At 73.5% G+C, this 20,095-nt stretch carries 13 protein-coding genes and 4 pseudogenes; 11 read left to right on the plus strand and 6 right to left on the minus strand.

The annotated features are described in order from the left end of the window. Together JNW87_RS18365 and JNW87_RS18370 are read right to left on the minus strand one after the other, a co-directional pair. Positions 1-331: pseudogene (locus JNW87_RS18365) on the minus strand (hypothetical protein); the annotation flags it as partial. Between the two features lie 3 nt (positions 332-334). Further along, entirely contained in the window at positions 335-964 is a 630-nt protein-coding gene (locus tag JNW87_RS18370; protein WP_109804237.1) for an MBL fold metallo-hydrolase, read from the minus strand. A 347-nt stretch (positions 965-1,311) separates the two neighbouring features. On the opposite strand from JNW87_RS18370, the gene JNW87_RS18375 reads away from it, so the two are divergent. After that, positions 1,312-2,043 (plus strand): DUF4349 domain-containing protein, encoded by a 732-nt coding sequence (locus JNW87_RS18375; RefSeq protein WP_375373517.1) that lies wholly within the window; start codon positions 1,312-1,314, stop codon positions 2,041-2,043. Here the strand turns inward: JNW87_RS18375 and JNW87_RS18380 are convergent. Then, a pseudogene (locus JNW87_RS18380) lies at positions 2,000-3,258 on the minus strand (amidohydrolase). The gene JNW87_RS18375 and the pseudogene JNW87_RS18380 sit on opposite strands and share 44 nt — an antisense overlap. A 624-nt stretch (positions 3,259-3,882) precedes the next feature. Beyond that, on the minus strand, positions 3,883-5,466 hold the full coding sequence (locus JNW87_RS18385; RefSeq protein WP_109804234.1) for a methylmalonyl-CoA mutase: 1,584 nt from the start codon (positions 5,464-5,466) through the stop codon (positions 3,883-3,885). Between the two features lie 307 nt (positions 5,467-5,773). On the opposite strand from JNW87_RS18385, the pseudogene JNW87_RS18390 reads away from it, so the two are divergent. Continuing rightward, positions 5,774-7,713, plus strand: a pseudogene (locus JNW87_RS18390) (serine/threonine-protein kinase). A gap of 49 nt (positions 7,714-7,762) precedes the next feature. Continuing rightward, positions 7,763-9,486, plus strand: a pseudogene (locus JNW87_RS18395) (phospho-sugar mutase). 100 nt (positions 9,487-9,586) lie between these two features. On the opposite strand, the gene JNW87_RS18400 reads toward JNW87_RS18395, so the two are convergent. Then, positions 9,587-10,264 (minus strand): GPP34 family phosphoprotein, encoded by a 678-nt coding sequence (locus JNW87_RS18400; RefSeq protein ID WP_109804231.1) that lies wholly within the window; start codon positions 10,262-10,264, stop codon positions 9,587-9,589. Between the two features lie 98 nt (positions 10,265-10,362). After that, entirely contained in the window at positions 10,363-10,995 is a 633-nt protein-coding gene (gene upp, locus JNW87_RS18405) for a uracil phosphoribosyltransferase (protein WP_109804230.1), read from the minus strand. A 137-nt stretch (positions 10,996-11,132) separates the two neighbouring features. Here upp and deoC point away from each other — a divergent pair, with 137 nt between their 5' ends. The 8 genes from deoC (at position 11,133) to cydD (ending at position 20,006) form a co-directional block, all read left to right on the plus strand. Beyond that, positions 11,133-12,092, plus strand: a complete 960-nt coding sequence (deoC, locus tag JNW87_RS18410) for a deoxyribose-phosphate aldolase (protein ID WP_109804229.1) — start codon at positions 11,133-11,135, stop codon at positions 12,090-12,092. Positions 12,093-12,097: 5 nt separating this feature from the next. After that, positions 12,098-13,528 carry an aldehyde dehydrogenase family protein gene (locus JNW87_RS18415; RefSeq protein ID WP_109804253.1) on the plus strand — a complete coding sequence of 477 codons (1,431 nt, stop codon included), beginning with the start codon at positions 12,098-12,100 and terminating at the stop codon, positions 13,526-13,528. Further along, on the plus strand, positions 13,521-14,345 hold the full coding sequence (locus JNW87_RS18420) for an aldehyde dehydrogenase family protein (protein ID WP_109804228.1): 825 nt from the start codon (positions 13,521-13,523) through the stop codon (positions 14,343-14,345). Before JNW87_RS18415 ends, JNW87_RS18420 begins: the two co-directional genes overlap by 8 nt. A 216-nt stretch (positions 14,346-14,561) precedes the next feature. Further along, positions 14,562-14,993 carry a BlaI/MecI/CopY family transcriptional regulator gene (locus JNW87_RS18425; RefSeq protein ID WP_109804227.1) on the plus strand — a complete coding sequence of 144 codons (432 nt, stop codon included), beginning with the start codon at positions 14,562-14,564 and terminating at the stop codon, positions 14,991-14,993. Between the two features lie 10 nt (positions 14,994-15,003). Continuing rightward, a complete protein-coding gene (locus JNW87_RS18430) occupies positions 15,004-15,909 on the plus strand; it encodes a M56 family metallopeptidase (RefSeq protein WP_109804226.1) in 906 nt (301 codons plus the stop codon). A gap of 157 nt (positions 15,910-16,066) precedes the next feature. Then, entirely contained in the window at positions 16,067-17,314 is a 1,248-nt protein-coding gene (locus tag JNW87_RS18435) for a cytochrome ubiquinol oxidase subunit I (protein ID WP_238454115.1), read from the plus strand. Positions 17,315-17,325: 11 nt separating this feature from the next. Continuing rightward, complete coding sequence (locus JNW87_RS18440; RefSeq protein ID WP_109804175.1) at positions 17,326-18,333, plus strand: cytochrome d ubiquinol oxidase subunit II; 1,008 nt, start codon at positions 17,326-17,328, stop codon at positions 18,331-18,333. After that, positions 18,330-20,006, plus strand: coding sequence for a thiol reductant ABC exporter subunit CydD (gene cydD / locus JNW87_RS18445; RefSeq protein ID WP_109804176.1), 1,677 nt, complete (start codon positions 18,330-18,332; stop codon positions 20,004-20,006). Before JNW87_RS18440 ends, cydD begins: the two co-directional genes overlap by 4 nt. Positions 20,007-20,095: the final 89 nt, after the last annotated feature.

Consider the following 20,095-nt stretch of genomic DNA (forward strand, 5'->3'; position numbering starts at 1 on the left):
TTGCCGCCGTTGAGCAGCTTGACGTGCACCTCGGTGTCGCCCGGGTGCAGCACCAGGGTCTCCCTGAGCCGTTCCACCAGCGGCGGCGTGCACCGGTGCGGAGCGCGTCGGCGAGCTGCGCCAGGTCGGCGACCAGCTCGGGCCGGCGGATGGCCAGCAGGTTCACCAGCCAGGCCGCCACGGTGGGCCGGCGCAGCCGGGCGATCTCCCGGGCGGCGGCCTGGTCGCCGGCTCGGCGCGCCTCGGCGACGGCGGCGTCCCGGGCGGCGACGAACCGGTCGGGTGGCGTGGCGTAGAGCTGCTCAACCAGCTCGCGGGAGGGGGCGGCCACGGGTCAGGCGTCGAACCGGGTGCCCGGCTCGAGCCGCTGGTACTCGGTGTTCGACAGCGCGGTGTACTGCCGGTCGAGCACGGCGAACCCGTTGCTGTTGAGCAGACCGTCGTGCAGGGCGTACGCGCGGCGCGGGGCGACCGCCCGGATGAAGTCGACCACCTCGGCGAACTTCGACCAGGGCGCGTGGATGGGCGCGAAGAGGGTGTCCACCTGGACCTCCTCGGGGACGTCCAGGGAGTCTCCCGGGTGGTAGACCACGTCGTTGATCAGGTAACCCAGGTTCTCGATCACTGGGATGTCCGGGTGGATGACGGCGTGCTTTCCGCCGTACGCACGGACCGCCACCCCGGCGGCGGTGAACGACTCCCCCGGCGCGACCACGGTCAGCGCCTCGGCCGCGTCACCGAGGACGCCGGCGAGCGAGGCCGGACCGTTGACGGTGAACGGGCGACGCTCCAGCGCCCGGGCGAGCGTCTCCGGATTCACATGGTCCGGATGCTGGTGGGTGATCAGCACCGCGTCCGCCCCGTCCAACGCCTCGGGCTCGGTGAACACCCCGGGGTCGACGACGAGCACTCCCCCGTCGTGCTCCACCCGGACACAGGAGTGGGCGTACTTGGTGACCTGCATCGTGACTCCTCGATTATCGAATCGTGACGTCCTGAGCGCAGTCTGCCGGAACCGGCGCGGTGTCGCGTCGCGTCCGACGTATCGCCCCGGGACGGGGCCACGAGGATCGGAGCGGGGATGAGCGTACGGACAGGACGCCGCGGCGGCGTACCGCTGGCGGCGGTGGGACTGGTCGCGGTGCTGGTCGCGGGGGGTTGCGGCGCGGGCGGCGCGGAGCGTGACAGCACCTCCGCCCAGGCGCCGGCCGGCGGCGCGGCGGCCGACCGCGGCCAGGCGGCACCCGGCGAGCCGGCGCGAGCCCGCCCGACCTGCGGGTCGACCAGCGGTCGATCATCTACACCGGAACGATGCAGGTGCAGGTGGACGACGTGGAACGGGCCGCTCGGGAGGCGATCGCCGCGGTGACCGAGGCGGGCGGGTTCGTCGGCGGCGACCAGCGGCGCAGCGAGTCGGCGGACGCGCGCGCCGAGTTGGAGCTGCGGGTGCCGGCGGCGAAGTTCACAGCGGTCGTGGACGAGCTGGCGAAGCTGGGCCGGCAGCAGCGGCGCGAGGTGCACACCCAGGACGTCACCGAGGAGGTGGTCGACCTGGACGCCCGGATCACCAGCCAGCGGGCCCGGGTGGAGAGCGCCCGCAAGCTGCTGGACCGGGCCACCTCGACGGGCGAGCTGGTGAACCTGGAGAACGAGCTGGGCCGGCGGGAGGCCGACCTCGCCTCGTTGGAGGCGAAGAAGCGCCGGCTGGCCGACCTGACCGCGCTGTCCACCATCACGGTGACCTTCGTCGGGAAGGACGCCTCCACCGAGGAGGAGCAGACCGAGATCGGGTTCCTGGTCGGGCTGCGGGGTGGCTGGGAGGTCTTCGTCGCCTCGGTGACCGTGCTGCTCACCGTGCTCGGCGCGCTGCTGCCGTGGTTGGTGGCGTTCGGCGTACCGGTGGCGCTGCTGATCCGGGTGCTGCGCCGCCGACGCCGGCGGACGCCACCGGCCGGGCCGACGCCGCCGCTCGGGCCGCCGGCCGGTCAGCCGGTTGGTCCTACCGCGCCGCTGCCAGTGCCCGCAACGCGGTCTGCACTATGAGGCGTACCCCGACCGGGATGCGCGCTCGTCCGGATCGAACGAGGCCCGGTGCAGGTCCACGTTGGGACCGGACCGGCCGACGCCGAGGCGGGCGAGCGCGCCCGGCACGTGCTCCAGGTACCAGGAGAAGTCCTCGCCGCCCATGCTCTGCGGGGTCTCCGCGATCCCCTCGGGGCCGAGGGCGGCGGCGGTCGCGGCGGTCAGCACGCCGATGGCGCGGGCGTCGTTGCTGACCGGCGGGCGGCCACGGAGGTATTCCAGGTCGACGGTCGCACCGGTGGGCGCCATGACGTCCTGGACCACCTGAGCCACGATCTTCGGGGCCTGCTCCCAGGTGTCGCGGTCCATCACCCGCAGGGTGCCGGCGGCGCAGGCCTCGGACGGGATGACGTTGTAACGGGTGCCGGCCGAGGCGTGGCCGAACACCAGCAGCAGCCCGCTGTTGGCCGGCACCCGGCGGCTGACCAGGGTGGGCACCTCGGTGACCAGCCGGCCGAGCGCGTCGACCAGGTCGACGGTGAGGTGCGGGCGGGCGGTGTGCCCACCCGGCCCGGTGAGCCGGACGGTGACGTTGTCGGCCGCCGCGGTGATCGGGCCGACCCGCAGGCCGACCTTGCCCACCGGCAGGTTCGGGTCGCAGTGCACGGCGAAGATCTGCACCACGTCGTCGAGGCCGCCGGCCTCGATGACCTCCAGCGAACCGCAGGGCAGGATCTCCTCGGCCGGCTGGAAGATCAGCCGGACCCGGCCGTTGAGCTGGCCCAGGTCGGCGAGCTGGGCCAGCAGCATGCCGACGCCGAGCATCACCGAGGTGTGCACGTCGTGCCCGCAGGCGTGGCAGACGCCGTCCACCGTGGACCGGTACGGCACGTCCTTCGCGTCGGTCAGCGGCAGCGCGTCGATGTCGGCGCGGAGCGCGATCACCGGGCCGTCCGGCCGCCCGTCGATGTCGCAGATGACGCCGTTGCCCTTGGGCAGCAGTCGCGGGTGCAGCCCGGCCAGGGAGAGTTCCCGGGCGATCAGTGCGGCCGTCTCGAACTCCTCGCCGGACAGCTCCGGGTAGGAGTGGATGTGACGGCGGGTGGCGATGAGGCCGGGTACCCGGAGGGCGAGCAGATGGTCGAGCTCGAAGGGCAGGGGCTGGGACCCGGATGGCGCCTCCGGCCAGGACGACGCCAGCTGGCCCGCGGTGGGCAGCGTCAACGCACTCGTCACGTCGAATTCTCGATCACTAGAGATGGATGGATCATCGGGGAGAACAGCAGACAGCCTAGACCTCCGACGGTGACGCTGGGCAACATCTTTCCCGTAGCGATCGGACCGCACAGAGTCACGAATGCCCTGGTGAGAGGGGTCGAATATCTGCGGGACAGCAGGTAGATCGCGGTCGAACGCCGTCATCTGCCCCCCACCTCCTACAACGCGTAACCGTTTCGGCGGTCACGAAAACCCAGGCTGCCGTTCCGAATTGTCGCATTAGTCGCGACAATTAACTGCCGCTCTGACCATCAAACGACAACTCTCGGCGGCCGGACGACTCCCGACGGTGACATGACCGGCCGTTCCGCGACCGCACAGGCTGTCCGTCCCGATCACCCGACCGGGTTACCCGCATTCCCGATCCGCACACTCGCGGGCGGCCGGCCTCACTGCCGCAGGCCGGCCGAACGGGCCGGCGCCGTCGCCCGGGAGGTCCGCGCCGCGCCTCCGCTCCGCCGAAGTACGGGGAGAACACCGACTGTAGCGCCGCCCGACGACCGGCGGCGACGCCCGTTTTCGCAGCTCGGAAGCGCGGACGGCGGCCCGCGCCGGTGCCGGGGCGGCCGCCATTGACGAAGGTCAGAACCGGTCGCTCGGCCGGTACGTCCCCCAGACCGCGCGCAGCGTGCCGCAGACCTCGCCCACCGTGGCGCGGGCCCGCAGCGCCTCCTTCATCGGGTAGAGCACGTTCGCGGCGCCCTCGGCGGCCGCGCGCAGCTCCGCGAGCGCCCGCTCGACTGCGTCGTTGTCCCGCTCCGCCCGCAGCTTCGCCAGCCGCTCCGCCTGGGCGGCCTCGATCGTCGGGTCCACCCGCAGCGGCTCGTACGGCTCCTCCTCGTCGATGGCGAAGCGGTTGAGGCCCACCACCACCCGCTCACCGGAGTCGATCTCCTGGGCGATCCGGTACGCCGACTGCTCGATCTCCCGCTTCTGGAAGCCGGCCTCGATGGCGTCCACCGCCGAGCCGTGGTCGGCCACCCGCTCCATCAGCTCGGTCGCGGCCGCCTCGATCTCCGCGGTCATCGCCTCCACCACGTACGACCCGGCGAACGGGTCCACGGTGGCGGTCAGGTCCGTCTCGTACGCCAGCACCTGCTGCGTCCGCAGCGCCAGCCGGGCCGCCTTCTCGGTGGGCAGCGCGATCGCCTCGTCGAAGCTGTTGGTGTGCAGCGACTGGGTGCCGCCGAGCACCGCGCCGAGCCCCTGGATGGCCACCCGGACCAGGTTGACCTCCGGCTGCTGGGCGGTGAGCTGGACGCCCGCGGTCTGCGTGTGGAAGCGCAGCATCATCGACTTCGGGTCCTTCGCGCCGAACTCGTCGCGCATCAGCCGGGCCCAGATCCGCCGGGCGGCGCGGAACTTGGCGACCTCCTCGATCAGGGTGGTCCGGGCGACGAAGAAGAACGACAGCCGGGGCGCGAAGTCGTCCACGGCCAGCCCGGCCGCCAGCGCGGCGCGGACGTACTCCACGCCGTTGGCCAGGGTGAACGCGATCTCCTGCGCGGGCGTCGCGCCGGCCTCCGCCATGTGGTAGCCGGAAATCGAGATGGTGTTCCACTTCGGCACCTCCTTGCGGCAGTACGCGAAGGTGTCGGCGACCAGCCGCAGCGAGGGCTTCGGCGGGAAGATGTACGTCCCCCGGGCGATGTACTCCTTGAGGATGTCGTTCTGGATGGTGCCGTTCAGCGCGCCCCCGGCGACCCCGTTCTCCTGGGCCATGAGCTGGTACAGCAGGAGCAGCACCGAGCCGGGCGCGTTGATGGTCATCGAGGTGGAGACCTTGTCCAGCGGGATGCCGTCGAAGAGCAGCCGCATGTCCTCGATGGAGTCGATGGCCACCCCGACCTTGCCCACCTCGCCGTGCGCGATCGGGTCGTCGGAGTCGTACCCCATCTGGGTGGGCAGGTCGAAGGCGACGGAGAGGCCCATGGTGCCGGCCCGCAACAACTGGTGGTAACGCGCGTTGGACTCGGTGGCGGTGCCGAAGCCGGCGTACTGCCGCATCGTCCACGGGCGGGAGGTGTACATAGTCGGGTAGACCCCGCGGGTGTACGGGAACTCGCCCGGGGCGCCCAGTCGGTCCGCCAGCTCCCCGGGGAGGTCGGCCGTCGTGTAGACGCCCTTGATGGGGAAACCGGACTCGCTTGACCGCCGTTCGCTCATTACCGGATGGTAGGACGCGACCGGACGTCGGTGGGTGAGGGATACCGCACACCACGTCGAAGAGGATCGACGAGAGGTGAGTACCTGACCACATACGGTCGAATAGGTAAACGTCCGCCGCGTCGGGTTTCGCATCGGCCGTCGGAACCAGCAAGATAGGGGGGTTGTGTCCCAGCCCCCCTCGATATCCCCCGGTGGCTTTTCTGTGACTCAGATCCCGACGTGGAGCGGCGGACCAGTCAGTCCTCCCAACGGACGCGCGGCACCCGGCACCACCATCGGTGGCCGCTACTCGCTGCGGTCCCCGGTGGGCAACGGCGGCATGGGCACGGTCTGGCGCGCCACAGACACGCTGCTGCGCCGCGACGTGGCGGTCAAGGAAGTCGTCCTCCCGCCCGGGCTCGCCCCGAGCGACCGCGACGCGATGTACGAGCGGACCCTGCGCGAGGCCCGCGCCGCCGCCGCGATCCAGCACCCCGCCGTGGTCCAGGTGTACGACGTGGTCACCGAGGGTGGCCGCCCGTGGATCGTGATGGAGCTGCTGGACGCCCGCAGCCTCGCCGACATGGTCATCGAGGACGGCCCGGTGGCGCCCCGCGCCGTCGCCAAGATCGGCATCGCCCTGCTCGGCGCGCTGGAGGTGGCGCACGCGATCGGCGTGCTGCACCGCGACGTCAAGCCGGCCAACGTGCTGATCTGCAACGACGGTCGGTGCGTGCTGACCGACTTCGGGGTGGCCCGGATGCCCACCGACGTGCAGCTCACCACGCCCGGCATGGTGCTCGGCTCGCCGCACTTCATCTCGCCGGAACGGGCGATGGGCCAGGAGTTCGGGCCGCCGAGCGACCTCTTCTCGCTGGGCGTCACGCTCTACACCGCGGTGGAGGGGCGTCCGCCGTTCGACAAGGGCGACCCCATCGAGACGATGCACGCCGTGGTCGAGGACCCGCCGGCCACCCCGCAGCGCAGCGGTCCGTTGACCCGGGTGCTGATGGGGCTGCTGGAGAAGGACCCGGCCCGCCGGCTGGACGTGCACACCGCCCGGGCGATGCTGCGCGAGCTGCTCGCCGGCCCGCTGACCAGCACCGCGACCGCGGTCAACTCGGTCACCGACCCGTACGCGGTGGTGCCGGTGCAGCGGCCGTCCGCGCCGCCGCCCCCGGCGCGCCGGAGCCGAAGCCGAGTGGCCAGATCGGCGGCCGGGCGATGATCGGTCCCAGCGAGTCCCTCACCGACCGGCTCGCCGCGCTGCGCCGGGGCGAACGGTCCGGGGCGCGGCCGCCGCGGGCGCGCCGGGCTCGACGAGACCAGCGCCGACGCACTGGCCGGCCCACTGCACACCCCGACCGGAGCGATGGCCACGCCGGGACGGGCGGGCACCGCGTACGGCGCGTCGGAGGCCACCCAGCGGATCGGCCACCAGGCGGCGCCGGAGGCCACCCAGCGGATCGGCACCGGCCACCCGGACGCACCCAGCCGGTGTACGGCCGCGCCGCCGAGGCCACCCAGCCGGTGTACGGCGGCGGCCAGTGGTCGGTGCCGGGCACCGGGCAGCCGTGGGCCGGGCCGGCCAACGGTTCCGGCGGGTCCGCCGCGGGTGGCGCGCTGGGCACGCTGAAGGGCGCCGGCGACAAGGTGGTCGGCACCGTCAAGGGCTGGCCGCGCAAGGTGCAGCTCGCCGCGGCCGGCGGGCTGGCGGTGCTGCTGCTGATCGGCGTGGTCGTGCTGTTCGGCGGCGACGACGAGCCGAACCGGCAGATCGTGACGTCGCTGCCGACCGCGACGGCGCCGGCCGGGCCGGGCGTGGAGATGCAGGAGCACTCGGCCAAGGGCGTCAGCGTCCAGGTGCCGAAGGGCTGGGACCGGAAGACCGGCGGGGTATTCGTCGACTACGTCGACCCACAGGTCAGCGGGCGCAAGGTGCGGATCCTCGCCGAGCAGTGGAGCGGCACCTCGGTCAGCTGGGCGGAGTTCGCCTCGCGGAACCTCCGGGACAAGAGCAAGTCCTGCGCGAAGCCGTACCAGCAGCTCGCGATGTCGGAGCCGACGCTCGCCGGCGGGGCGGCGGCCGAGTTCGAGTACACCTGCGGGGACGGTGCGACCAAGCGGCACGGGGTGTGGCGCGGCGTGGTGAAGGACGGCAAGGTCTACTCGTTCTACCTGACCGCCAACGAGGCCGAATTCGCCGCGAGCCGGCCGATCTTCGACGCGATGGCGCGGTCCTTCCAGCTCACCGGGGCCAACTGAGTCGAGGCCGAGGGCCAGTGGTGATCCGCCGCCGTGCTATCAAGAGGCAATGGCGGCGGAAACCACTGACCTTGACGAACTTCGCGAGCAGGCCCGACGGTGGCTCGACGACGACCCCGACCCGACCAGCCGGGACGAGCTGCGGGGGGTGCTCGACGGGCTGCCGGCCAGCGGGCCGGACCTGGCCGACCGGTTCGCCGGGCCGCTGACCTTCGGCACCGCAGGCCTGCGTGGCCCGCTGCGCGCCGGCCCGAACGGGATGAACCTCGCGGTGGTCACCCAGGCCGCCGCCGGGCTGGTCGGCTGGCTCGCCGCCCAGGGCGGGACGGGTCCGCTGGTGATCGGGTACGACGCCCGGCACGGTTCCCGGGCCTTCGCCGAGCGCACCGCCCAGGTGGCCACCGGGGCGGGACGTCCGGCGCTGCTGCTGCCCCGACCGCTGCCCACGCCGGTGCTCGCGTACGCGGTGCGGCAGCTCGGCGCGGTGGCCGGGGTGATGGTCACCGCGAGCCACAACCCGCCGCAGGACAACGGCTACAAGGTCTACCTGGGCGCCCAGCTCGGCGGGGAGCTCGGGGCGGGCGCGCAGATCGTCCCGCCGGCCGACGCCGGCATCGAGGCGGCGATCCGGGCGGTGGGCCCGCTGGCGCAGGTGGCGCTCGGCCCGGCCGGCGAGGTGCTCGGCGACGACCTTGTCGCGTCGTACGTGGCGCGGGCCGCCGGGGTGATCGACCCGGACGGCCCCCGGGACCTGAAGGTGGCATACACGCCGCTGCACGGGGTGGGCGGGTCGGTGCTGACCGCCGCCTTCGCCCGCGCCGGCTTCCCGGTGCCCGGGGTGGTGCCCGAGCAGGCCGAGCCGGACCCGACCTTCCCGACCGTGAGCTTCCCCAACCCGGAGGAGCCGGGCGCGGTGGACCGGCTGGTCGCGCTGGCCGAGTCGACGGGCGCCGACATCGCCATCGCCAACGACCCGGACGCGGACCGCTGCGCGGTGGTCGTCTGCGGCGAAGTGGGTTCGGCGAGCGAGCGGCGTGAGCTCGCGAGCTCGCCGGCGGGAGCGAGGACCGGCGCAGCTGGCGGATGCTGCGGGGGGACGAGGTGGGCGTGCTGCTCGCCGACCACCTGATGCGCCGGGGCGTGACCGGCCTGTACGCCACCACCATCGTCTCCTCGTCGCTGCTGCGGGCGATGTGCGCGGCCCGCGGCCTGCCGTACGACGAGACGTTGACCGGGTTCAAGTGGATCGTCCGGGCCGGTGGCGGGTCCGCGCCGCTGGTCTTCGGGTACGAGGAGGCGCTCGGCTACTGCGTGGCGCCGGAGCACGTGCGGGACAAGGACGGCATCACCGCCGCGCTGACCGTCGCCGATTTGGCCGCCGGGCTGAAGGCGCAGGGCCGTACGCTCACCGACCGGCTCGACGAGCTGGCCGCCGAGTTCGGCGTCCACCACACCGACCAGCTCTCGGTGCGGGTCGATGACCTGCGGGTGATCGCCCGGACGATGGAACGGATCCGGGCCGACACCCCGACGACCCTGCTCGGTCACCCGGTCATCGAGTCGACGGACCTGCTTCCGGCGGCCGACGTGGTGATCCTGCGGACCGACGCGGCCCGGGTGGTGATCCGCCCCTCCGGCACCGAACCGAAGCTCAAGGCGTACCTGGAGGTGGTGGCGCCGGTCGTGGACGGCAACGTTCCCGCGGCCCGGCAGCGCGCGGTCGCCGCGGTCTCGGCGCTCCGCGCCGAAATCGCCGCCGCCCTCGGCCTCTGACCCGCCCGAAAGAGGTGATCAAGAGGTTTGCGTCCCGGAGAGCGGCTCCGGAGACGCAGACCTCTTGCTCAACAAGGGCGGGGCGCGGGGCCGGGCGGGGTCAGGCGCGCTTGCCGAGGGCGGCGTCGACGGCCTGGCCGAGGGCGGCGACCACCAGGCCGACGGAGGGGCGGACCACCGAGTCGTCCAGGCTGACGTTGCCGGAGAAGCCGGCGCCGCCGGTGATCTCCTCCAGCCGGCGCCGGGCGTCCCGGGCGTCGTCGCCGGTCAACCCCAGCGCCGGCTCCATCCGCAGCACGGCGACCAGGGTGGCCAGCGCGGCGGTCCGCTCGTCGGGGAGTTCGCCGCTGGTCAGCGCCTCGGCCAGCCGGCGGCGGATGTCCGCCTCCACGGAGGCGTCGGCGACCGGGTAGCGGTGCACGTGGATGAAGCCCAGCTCGGTCTCGTCGACGTCGCGCACGACACCCTGGCGGCACAGGTCGCCGAGGATCCGGTCGCGCAGGCCGTGCCGCAGTCGCTGCACCCACGACGACGGGGTGTGCGGGGTGTCGGCGGCGATCCGGGCCAGCACCTCGTCGGCGACCGGCTCGCCGGTGGGCGCCGGGTCGGTCACCGCCAGGGAGCCCTCGGCGTACGCGATCCGGCCGGCCAGGGCCAGCTCGATCAGCACCGCGGCGGCCATCCCGAGGTCCAGGCTGATCCGCGGCATGGTCGCCTTGCCGGTTTCGTCGTCATAGGCGAGGAGCAGCAGCTCTTCGGCGAGCGCAACACCAGTCATGGCCCGAGACGCTAGCGGTTGTCCGCACCCCCCCGCGCGGCAACTCGCCCGGTCGACCCGTCCGGCCCGCCGGGTCACCGGCGGGCCGACCGGTGGCGTCAGAAGCGGGGCATGCCGCCGAACTGGCGGTCGCCGGCGTCGCCGAGGCCCGGGACGATGAACATCCGGTCGTTCAGGCCCTCGTCGATCGAGGCGGTGACCAGGCGCAGCGGCAGGCCGGACTGCTCCAGCCGGGCGATGCCGACCGGCGCGGCCAGTACGCAGAGCACGGTGATGTCGGTGCAGCCGCGGTCGGCCAGCAGCCGGCAGCCGTGCTCCAGCGAACCGCCGGTGGCCAGCATCGGGTCGAGCACCAGCACCGGCAGGCCGGTCAGGTCGCGGGGCAGCGACTCCATGTACGCGCGCGGCTCGTACGTCCGCTCGTCGCGGGCCAGCCCGACGAAGCCCATCGAGGACTCCGGCAGCAGGGCGAGTGCGGCGTCGGCCATGCCGAGACCGGCCCGCAGCACCGGCACCAGCAGCGGCGGGTTGGCCAGCCGGGTCCCCTCGGCGCCGGTGACCGGGGTCTGGATCTGGTACTTCTCGACCGGGAAGGAGCGCGCGGCCTCGTACACCAGCATGGTGGTGAGTTCGTGCAGCGCGGCCCGGAACGACGACGAGTCGGTCCGGGCGTCCCGCATGGCGGTCAGCCGCGACTGGGCGAGCGGGTGGTCAATGACGTGTACGTCCACGATCGCTCAACCTACCGGTCCGCCGGTGCCGGCACTGCGGGTGCGGGGGTGACCAGCGACGCCGCTCACGTATGGCGCCCCCGACCAGGCGACCGTGACCAAGATCACTCACCCCGCGGATGCGTAGTATTCGAGACATGACGGCGACAGCGACGTCGGCCCGGTCGGACCTCTCCGAGCTGGGACGATCCGAGACCGCTCTGCGGACCTTCCTGCACGGCCTGCCCGGCGTGGACCAGGTCGGCGCGGAGCAGCGGGCGGCACAGCTCGGCACCCGCTCCATCAAGACCACCGCCAAGGCCCAGGCCATCGACCTGGCGATCCGGATGGTCGACCTGACCACCCTCGAGGGCGCGGACACCCCCGGCAAGGTGCGGGCGCTCGCCGCCAAGGCGGTGCGCCCCGACCCGGCGGACCCGAGCTGTCCGCACGTCGGCGCGGTCTGCGTCTACCCCTCGATGGTCCCGTACGTGGCCGAGGTGCTGCGCGGCACCGGCGTGCACCTGGCCAGCGTGGCGACCGCGTTCCCGTCCGGCCAGGCGCCGCTGGAGATCAAGCTGGCGGACGTCCGGGCGGCCGTCGAGGCCGGCGCCGACGAGATCGACATGGTGATCAACCGGAGCGCGTTCCTGGCCGGGCGCTACAAGGAGGTCTACGACGAGATCGTGGCCACCAAGTCCGCCTGCGGGGACGCCCACCTCAAGGTGATCCTGGAGACCGGCGAGCTGGCCACGTACGACAACGTGCGGCGGGCCTCCTGGCTGGCCATGCTGGCCGGCGGCGACTTCATCAAGACCTCCACCGGCAAGGTCCCGGTCGCGGCGACGCTGCCGGTGAGCCTGGTGATGCTGGAGGCGGTCCGCGACTTCCGCGCCGCCACCGGCCGGCAGGTCGGCGTGAAGCCGGCCGGCGGCATCAAGACCACCAAGGACGCGATCAAGTACCTGGTCATGGTCAACGAGACCGTCGGCGCGGACTGGCTGGACCCGGACTGGTTCCGGTTCGGCGCGTCCAGCCTGCTGAACGACCTGCTCATGCAGCGCACCAAGCTGACGACCGGCGTCTACTCCGGTCCCGACTACTTCACCCTGGACTGAGAGTGATGTTCGAATACGCGCCCGCCCCCGAGTCCCGCTCGGTGGTGGATATCAAGCCCTCGTACGGGCTGTTCATCGACGGGAAGTTCGTCGACCCGACCGACGGCGGCAGCTTCAAGTCGATCAACCCGGCCTCAGAGGAGGTCCTCGCCGAGGTCGCCGAGGCCGGCGGGCAGGACGTGGACCGCGCGGTCCGCGCCGCCCGGACGGCGTACGACAAGGTCTGGGGTCCGATGCCGGGCCGCGACCGGGCGAAGTACCTGTACCGGATCGCCCGGATCATTCAGGAGCGCTCCCGCGAGCTGGCCGTGCTGGAGTCGCTGGACAACGGCAAGCCGATCAAGGAGTCCCGCGACGTCGACGTGCCGCTGGTCGGCGCGCACTTCTTCTACTACGCCGGCTGGGCCGACAAGCTGGAGCACGCCGGCTTCGGCGCGAACCCGCGGCCGCTCGGCGTGGCCGCCCAGGTCATCCCGTGGAACTTCCCGCTGCTGATGCTGGCCTGGAAGATCGCCCCGGCGCTGGCCGCCGGCAACACGGTGGTGCTGAAGCCGGCCGAGACCACGCCGCTGACCGCGCTGCTCTTCGCCGAGATCTGCCAGCAGGCCGACCTGCCGGCCGGCGTGGTCAACATCGTCACCGGCGCCGGCGACACCGGCCGGGCGCTGGTCGAGCACCCGGGCGTGGACAAGGTGGCCTTCACCGGCTCCACCGAGGTCGGCCGGGCCATCGCCCGCTCCGTCGCCGGCACCCGCAAGAAGCTCACCCTGGAACTGGGCGGCAAGGCGGCCAACATCGTCTTCGACGACGCCCCGATCGACCAGGCGGTCGAGGGGATCGTCAACGGCATCTTCTTCAACCAGGGGCACGTCTGCTGCGCGGGCTCCCGGCTGCTGATCCAGGAGAACGTGGCCGACCGGGTGCTGGAGTCGCTCAAGCGGCGGATGGCCCAGCTCCGGGTCGGCGACCCGCTGGACAAGAACACCGACATCGGCGCGATCAACTCGGCCGCCCAGCTGGCGCGGATCAAGGAGCTCTCCGACGCCGGCTCCGCCGAGGGCGCCGAGCGCTGGTCGCCGCCGTGCGAGCTGCCCGACCGGGGCTTCTGGTTCGCGCCGACCATCTTCACCGGGGTCACCCAGGCGCACCGGATCGCCCGCGAGGAGATCTTCGGCCCGGTGCTGTCGGTGCTCACCTTCCGCACCCCGGCCGAGGCCGTCGAGAAGGCCAACAACACGCCGTACGGGCTGTCGGCCGGCATCTGGACCGACAAGGGCTCCCGGATCCTCTGGACGGCCGACCGGCTCCGCGCCGGCGTCGTCTGGGCCAACACGTTCAACAAGTTCGACCCCACCTCGCCGTTCGGCGGCTACAAGGAGTCGGGCTACGGTCGCGAGGGCGGCCGGCACGGGCTGGAGGGCTACCTCAATGTCTGAGCGGGTCGCGGTACGCAAGACGTACAAGCTCTTCATCGGCGGGAAGTTCCCCCGCAGCGAGTCGGGACGGTCGTACATCGTGCAGGACGCCAACGTCGCCCTCTCCTCCCGCAAGGACGCGCGGGACGCCGTGGTCGCCGCCCGCGCCGCCGTGAAGGGCTGGGCCGGGGCGACCGCGTACAACCGGGGTCAGATCCTCTACCGGGTCGCCGAGATGCTGGAGGGCCGCCGCGAGCAGTTCGTCGCCCTCGGCGTGCCGGCCGACGAGGTCGACGCGGCGATCGACCGCTGGGTCTGGTACGCCGGCTGGTCCGACAAGCTCGCCCAGGTGTACGGCGGCGCGAACCCGGTCGCCGGGCCGTACTTCAACCTGTCGGCGCCCGAGCCGACCGGCGTGGTGGCCGTGGTGGCCCCCGAGGCGCCGGCGCTGCTCGGCCTGGTCAGCGTGATCGCCCCGGCCATCGTCACCGGCAACACCGTGGTGGTGGCGGCCTCGCCGGCGCAGCCGCTCGCGGCGGTGACCCTGGCCGAGGTGCTGGCCACCTCCGACCTGCCCGGCGGCGTGGTCAACATCCTCACCGGCCGCCTGTCGGAGACCGTGCCGACGCTGGCCGGGCACATGGACGTCAACGCCATCGACCTGACCGGGGTGGCCGACGCCGAACTCGCGGCCGACCTGGAGGTCAAGGCGGCGCAGAACCTCAAGCGGGTGCTCCGGCCGGCCCCGGTCGACCACGACTGGTTCGCCGACCCGGGGATCGCCCGGATGACCACGCTGCTGGAGACGAAGACGGTCTGGCACCCGAAGGGGGTGTGATGGTCGGTCCCGGCCGGGGTTTCGGGGGGAGGCCGCCCGCTCCGGGCGGTCAGGCTTGATCCCTCCGCGGGCGGGCTCCCCCCGAAACCCTCGCTGTGCCGGGTCCGCCCGGTTGTTCGATCTTGCTGGCCGGTGCCCGACGTCGGGTCACCGGCCAGCGGTGCCTCGGGCCACAGCCCTTCCCGCACGCTCTACTACGGGGGGTAGGATTGCGGCGTGACTCGGTTGGGCGATCTTGAGCGTGCGGTGATGGACGTGTTGTGGGACTCGGTGCCCGGCACGTCCGACGGGGTGACCGTGCGGGAGGTCGCGGATGCGCTGGACGGGCGTGAGCTGGCGTACACGACGGTGATGACGGTGCTCGACCGGCTCGCCGGCAAGGGCATGGTGCAGCGCGAGCGGGAGGGGCGGGCCTGGCGCTACCGGGCCGCCGCCAGCCGCGAGGCGCACATCGCCCAGCTCATGCTCGACGCGCTGGACCTCGGCGGCAGCCGGGACGCCGCGCTGGTGCGCTTCGCCCGCTCGGTCACCGGCACCGAGGCCGAGGTGCTCCGCGCGGCGCTGGGCGCCGAGGCCGGGCTGACCGACCGGGTCGAGGACCCGCGGGCCGGCCGGGCGAGGGCCGCCGACGAGGCGACGGACCGGTAGGGCGGCCGCCGTGGCGTACGCCCTGCACTTCGCCGCGACCATCCTGGCCTGCTGGCTGACCGCGCAGGTCCTCGCCGCGGCGACCTGGACATGGCGTGCCCCCCGGGTGGCGATCCTCTGCTGGCAGTCGGTCGGGCTGGCGCTCGGGCTTTCCGCGATGGGCCTGCCGATGGCGGTCGGCCTGGCCGCGTACGGCCGGCCGACCGGCAGCGCGCTGGTCGCCCTCGCCACCGACCTCTCCCACGGCACCCTGCCCGCCGGGCTGGGCGCGGCCCACCTGGGCCTGGTCGGGGTGGGCTTCGGCATCGGCGCGGTGCTGCTCACCACGACCGTCCGCAGCGTCCACGGCGCGGTACGCGCGCAGCGTCGGCACCGGGACCTGCTCACCCTGGTCGCCCGGCGGGACCCCACGGTGCCGGGCGCGCTGGTGCTCGACCACCCGAGCGCCGCCGCGTACTGCCTCCCCGGGGTGAAGCCGCGGGTGGTGGTCAGCGCCGGGACGCTGAGCCTGCTGGACCGGGCCGAGCTCGAGGCGGTGCTGACCCACGAGCGGGCGCACGCGCAGGAGCGGCACGACCTGGTGCTGCTGCCGTTCACCGCGCTCTGCCGGGCGCTGCCCTGGTTCCGCTGGGTGCGCGACGCGCACGAGCGGGTGGCCCTGCTGGTCGAGATGCGCGCCGACGACAAGGCCCGCGAGCTGCACGCCGAGGAGCCCCTAGCCGGGGCGCTGCGCCGGTTCGCCGCGGCCGGTCACCGGGTCACCCCGGCCGGCGCGCTCGGCATGGGCGACCGCGACCTCGACGTACGGGTGCAGCGGCTGCTGGTCGCGGACCGCCCGCCCCGGCTGCTCGGCGCGGCCGCGCTGGCCGTGGCGACGGCCCTGGTCGCCCTGCCGATCTCCCTCTTCCTGAGCTGACCCGGCCCGGCGGACCACCGCCGGCCCGCACGCCCCCCCTGCACGGCACTACTACGGACTGTCGTACATTCTGGTACTACATGTCGTAGTAGTGATAGGTAGATAATCTACGTGTAGGCTCCCTACGACAAGCGAGCCAACTCGGGGGAGATCGAGAATGGACACCCTGCTCCTCGCGCGCCTGCAGTTCGCCACCACCACCTCGATCCACTTCCTCTTCGTGGTGGTCACGCTGGGCCTGGTCACCCTGCTGGTCGGGCTCCAGACCGCCGGCTACCTCACCGGCAACCCGATCTACGAGCGACTGACCCGCTTCTGGGGCCAGCTTTACGTGATCAACTACGTGCTCGGCATCGCCACCGGCATCGTGATGGAGTTCCAGTTCGGGCTGAACTGGAGCGGGCTGTCCCGCTACGTCGGCAACGTCTTCGGCGCGCCGCTCGCCATCGAGACCCTGGTGGCGTTCTTCCTGGAGTCCACCTTCCTCGGCATGTGGATCTTCGGCTGGCACCGGCTGCGCCGGGGCGTCCACCTGGCGCTGCTGTGGGGGGTGGCGCTGACCGCGTACGCCTCGGCGTTCTGGATCATGGTGGCCAACTCCTGGCTCCAGCACCCCGTCGGGTACGAGGTCCGCGACGGGATCGCCCACCTGACCGACTTCGGGGCGCTGCTCACCAACCCCACCCTCGGCTTCGCCTTCGGCCACGTGGTCTCGGCCGGGCTGGTCACCGGCGGCGTGCTGATGGCCGCCGTCAGCGCCTGGCACCTGATCCGGCGTACACCGGACTTCGCCCTGTTCCGCACGTCGCTGCGGCTCGGCGTGCTCACCACGGCGATCTCCGTGGTCTTCCTGATCGGCTTCGGCTTCGCCCAGTTCGGCCCGGTCGGGCGGGTGCAGCCGACGAAGTTCGGCGGCGGCCCGGAGCGGGACGCGCTGGTCACCGAGTGGACGGCACGGTTCGGCCCGGGCGACTACACCCCGCCGGCGCTCTCCAGCGTCGGGCTCGGCTTCATGATCCTGATCGGCTTCACGCTCTTCCTCGGCACGCTGCTGGTGCCCCTGCTCTTCCGGGACTGGATCATCCGGCTGCGCTTCCCGCTCTGGCTGATCCTGCTCGCCCTGCCGCTCCCGTTCGTCGCGGTGCTCCTCGGCTGGATCGCCCGGGAGGTGGGCCGCCAACCCTGGGTCGCGTACGGCCTGCTGCCGACCGGCCAGGCGGTCTCCCCGGTCGGCGCCGGAACGATGCTCACCTCGCTGATCGGCTTCAGCCTGCTGCTCGGCACCCTGGCCCTCACCAACTGGGTGCTGCTCGCCCGGCACGCCGCCCGCGGCGCCGCCGACCCCGCCCTCGGTCGCCCGCCCGCGCCCGACGCCGACACCCGCCCCGAACCCGTGTTCGCCTGAGGGAGCCCGCCGTGGAACTCGCCTGGTACGCCCTGCTCGGCCTCTTCTTCGCCACCTACCTCGTCCTCGGCGGCTACGACTACGGCGTCGGGCTGCTGCTCGCCCGGCGCACCGCCCCGGCCACCCGGCGGGCCGCGCTCAACGCGGTCGGCCCGTTCTTCCTCGGCAACGAGGTCTGGCTGGTCGCCGCCGTCGGCATCCTCTTCGGCGCCTTCCCCACCCTGGAGGGCGAGCTGCTCTCCGGGCTCTACCCGGCCGTGCTCGGCGCGCTGGCCGGGGTGGTCCTGGTGACCGCCGGGGTGCAGCTGCGCAGCAGACCGGCCGGCGAGCGGGCCCGCGCCGGCTGGGACCGGGTGGTCGTCACCGGCAGCGCGCTCGCCGCGCTGGGCTGGGGCGCGCTGCTCGCCGGGCTGCTGCAGGGCGTACCGCTGCGGGCCGACGGCCACGTCGCCGGCATGACGCACGTCTTCACCCCGTTCGTGGCCGCCGCCGCGCTGGCCATGCTGACCCTGGTCGCGGCGCAGGGTGCGACGTTCCTCACGCTCCGGCTGCCGGCCACCGAGGTCGCGCCGGTCGCCCGGCTGGCCCGCCGGCTGATCCCGGTGGCGTTCGCCACGGTCGGCGCAGCCACCGTCCTCGGCCTGCTCTCCGACCGGGTACGCGCCGCGGTGGTGCAGCCGGCGGCGGCCGTACTGCTGCCGTTGGCGCTGGTGGCGGCGCTGCTGGCGGCCCGGACGGCGCTCCGCTGGCGGCGGCCCGGGCTGGCCTTCGCCGCCACCAGCGCGGCGCTGGCGCTGCCGGTGCTGCTCGTCGGGGCGGCGCTCTGGCCCTGGGCGCTGGTCTCCACGGTCGAGCCGGGGGCCGGGCTGACCGTGGCCGACGCCGCGGCGAGCGGCCCCACCCTGCGGCTGCTGGGCTGGCTCACGCTGCCGCTCCTGCCGGCCCTACTAGGCTTTCAGGCGATGAGTTGGTGGGTGTTCCGGGGACGGACCGACGGCAGGGCACCGGTGTACTGGTGAACCGCCGCCCGTTCGACCCGCGTCTGCTGCGCAGGGTCCCCGCGGCCCGGCGCGACCTCGCCGTGCTCGCGGTCCTCGGCGGGCTCACCGCGCTGCTGGTGGTCGCGCAGGCCACCGCGCTGGCCACGTTGCTGGCGACGGCGGTCGACGGGCGGCTACACCGGCCGGCGCTGGCCGGCTTCGCGGCGGCGGTCGCCGCCCGGGCGCTGGTCAACTGGGCCCAGGGCACGGTGGCGGCGCGGGCGGCGGCGACGGTGAAGGCGGCGCTGCGGGCGGACCTGCTCCGTGCCGTCGGCCGGCACGGCCCGGGCTGGGTCGCCGGGCAGCGGGCCGGGCAACTGGCCACCCTCGCCGGGCGCGGCCTCGACGCGCTGGACGCCTACTTCACCGGCTACCTCCCCCAGCTCGTGCTCAGCGTCACCGTGCCGCTCGCCGTGCTGGCCCGGATCGTCGTCGCCGACTGGAGCTCGGCACTGATCATCGCATTGACCATCCCGCTCATCCCGGTCTTCGGGGCGCTGCTCGGCTGGCAGGCGCAGGCCGCCACCGAGCGGCAGTGGCGGCGGCTCTCCCGCCTCGGCGGGCACTTCCTCGACATGGTCGCCGGGCTGCCCACACTGCGCGCGTTCGGCCGGGCCGGGGCCCAGGTCGACGTGGTCCGTCGGATGGCCGACGGGCACCGGCAGGCCACCGTGCGGACGCTGCGGATCGCCTTCCTCTCCGCGCTCGTGCTGGAGCTGGTCGCCACCCTCTCGGTGGCGCTGGTCGCCGTGCCGGTGGGCATCCGGCTGCTCGGCGGCGGGATCACCCTCTCCACCGCGCTGCTGGTGCTGCTGCTCACCCCGGAGGCGTACCTGCCGCTGCGGACGGCGGGCAGCCGGTTCCACGCCAGCATGGAGGGACTCACCGCGCTGGACGAGGCGCTGACCGTCTCCGCCGCACCGGCCGCCGCCGCACCGGCCGCCGCACCGGCCCGGACGCCCGCCGGAGCCGGCGAGATCCGCTTCGAGGGCGTGACCGTCGAGTACGAGCGGACCACCGCGCTGCGGGACGTCACGCTGACCGTCCGCCCCGGTGACCGGATCGCGGTCATCGGCCCGAGCGGCGCCGGCAAGAGCACCCTGCTCGGCCTGCTGCTCGGCTTCGTCACCCCGACCGCCGGCCGGGTGACGGTCGACGGGGTCGACCTCGCCCGCACCGACCTCGACGCCTGGCGCCGCCAGGTGGCCTGGGTGCCGCAGCGGGCACACCTCTTCGCCGCCTCGCTGGCCGACAACATCCGCCTCGGCGCCCCGGACACCACCGACGCCGCGCTCGGCCGGGCGGTCACCGACGCCGCGCTGGACGACGTGGTCGCCGCCCTGCCCGACGGGCTGTCGACCGAGCTCGGCGAGCGCGGGCACGGCCTCTCCAGCGGCCAGCGGCAGCGGGTGGCGCTGGCCCGGGCGTTCCTCCGGGATGCCCCGGTGGTGCTCCTCGACGAGCCGACCGCCCGGCTCGACTCCGCCAGCGAGGCCGTGGTGCTGGCCGCCACCCGGCGGCTGGTCGCCGGTCGTACGGCGCTGCTGGTCGCGCACCGGCCCGCGCTGCTGGCGGACGCCGACCGGATCATCCGCGTCGAGGACGGCCGGGTCACCGAGCTGACCCCGGCACCGGCCGGGAAGGCGAGCTGATGAGCCCCGGACCGATCGTCCCCGACCGCCCTGACCAGCCGGGACGGGCCGTGCCCGGTGGCGTCTCGGCCGACGGCGCCACGCCGGCC

The sequence above is a fragment of the Micromonospora sp. ATA51 genome (genome assembly GCF_016802855.1).
GTDB lineage: Bacteria > Actinomycetota > Actinomycetes > Mycobacteriales > Micromonosporaceae > Micromonospora > Micromonospora sicca.

Coding starts and splice junctions, on each gene's coding strand:
- JNW87_RS18385 (WP_109804234.1), bottom strand. CDS start 5,466: ATGAGCGAACGGCGGTCAAGCGAGTCCGGTTTCCCCATCAAGGGCGTC.
- JNW87_RS18420 (WP_109804228.1), top strand. CDS start 13,521: ATGTCTGAGCGGGTCGCGGTACGCAAGACGTACAAGCTCTTCATCGGC.
- JNW87_RS18400 (WP_109804231.1), bottom strand. CDS start 10,264: ATGACTGGTGTTGCGCTCGCCGAAGAGCTGCTGCTCCTCGCCTATGAC.
- JNW87_RS18435 (WP_238454115.1), top strand. CDS start 16,067: ATGGACACCCTGCTCCTCGCGCGCCTGCAGTTCGCCACCACCACCTCG.
- JNW87_RS18370 (WP_109804237.1), bottom strand. CDS start 964: ATGCAGGTCACCAAGTACGCCCACTCCTGTGTCCGGGTGGAGCACGAC.
- JNW87_RS18415 (WP_109804253.1), top strand. CDS start 12,098: ATGTTCGAATACGCGCCCGCCCCCGAGTCCCGCTCGGTGGTGGATATC.
- JNW87_RS18375 (WP_375373517.1), top strand. CDS start 1,312: ATGCAGGTGCAGGTGGACGACGTGGAACGGGCCGCTCGGGAGGCGATC.
- deoC (WP_109804229.1), top strand. CDS start 11,133: ATGACGGCGACAGCGACGTCGGCCCGGTCGGACCTCTCCGAGCTGGGA.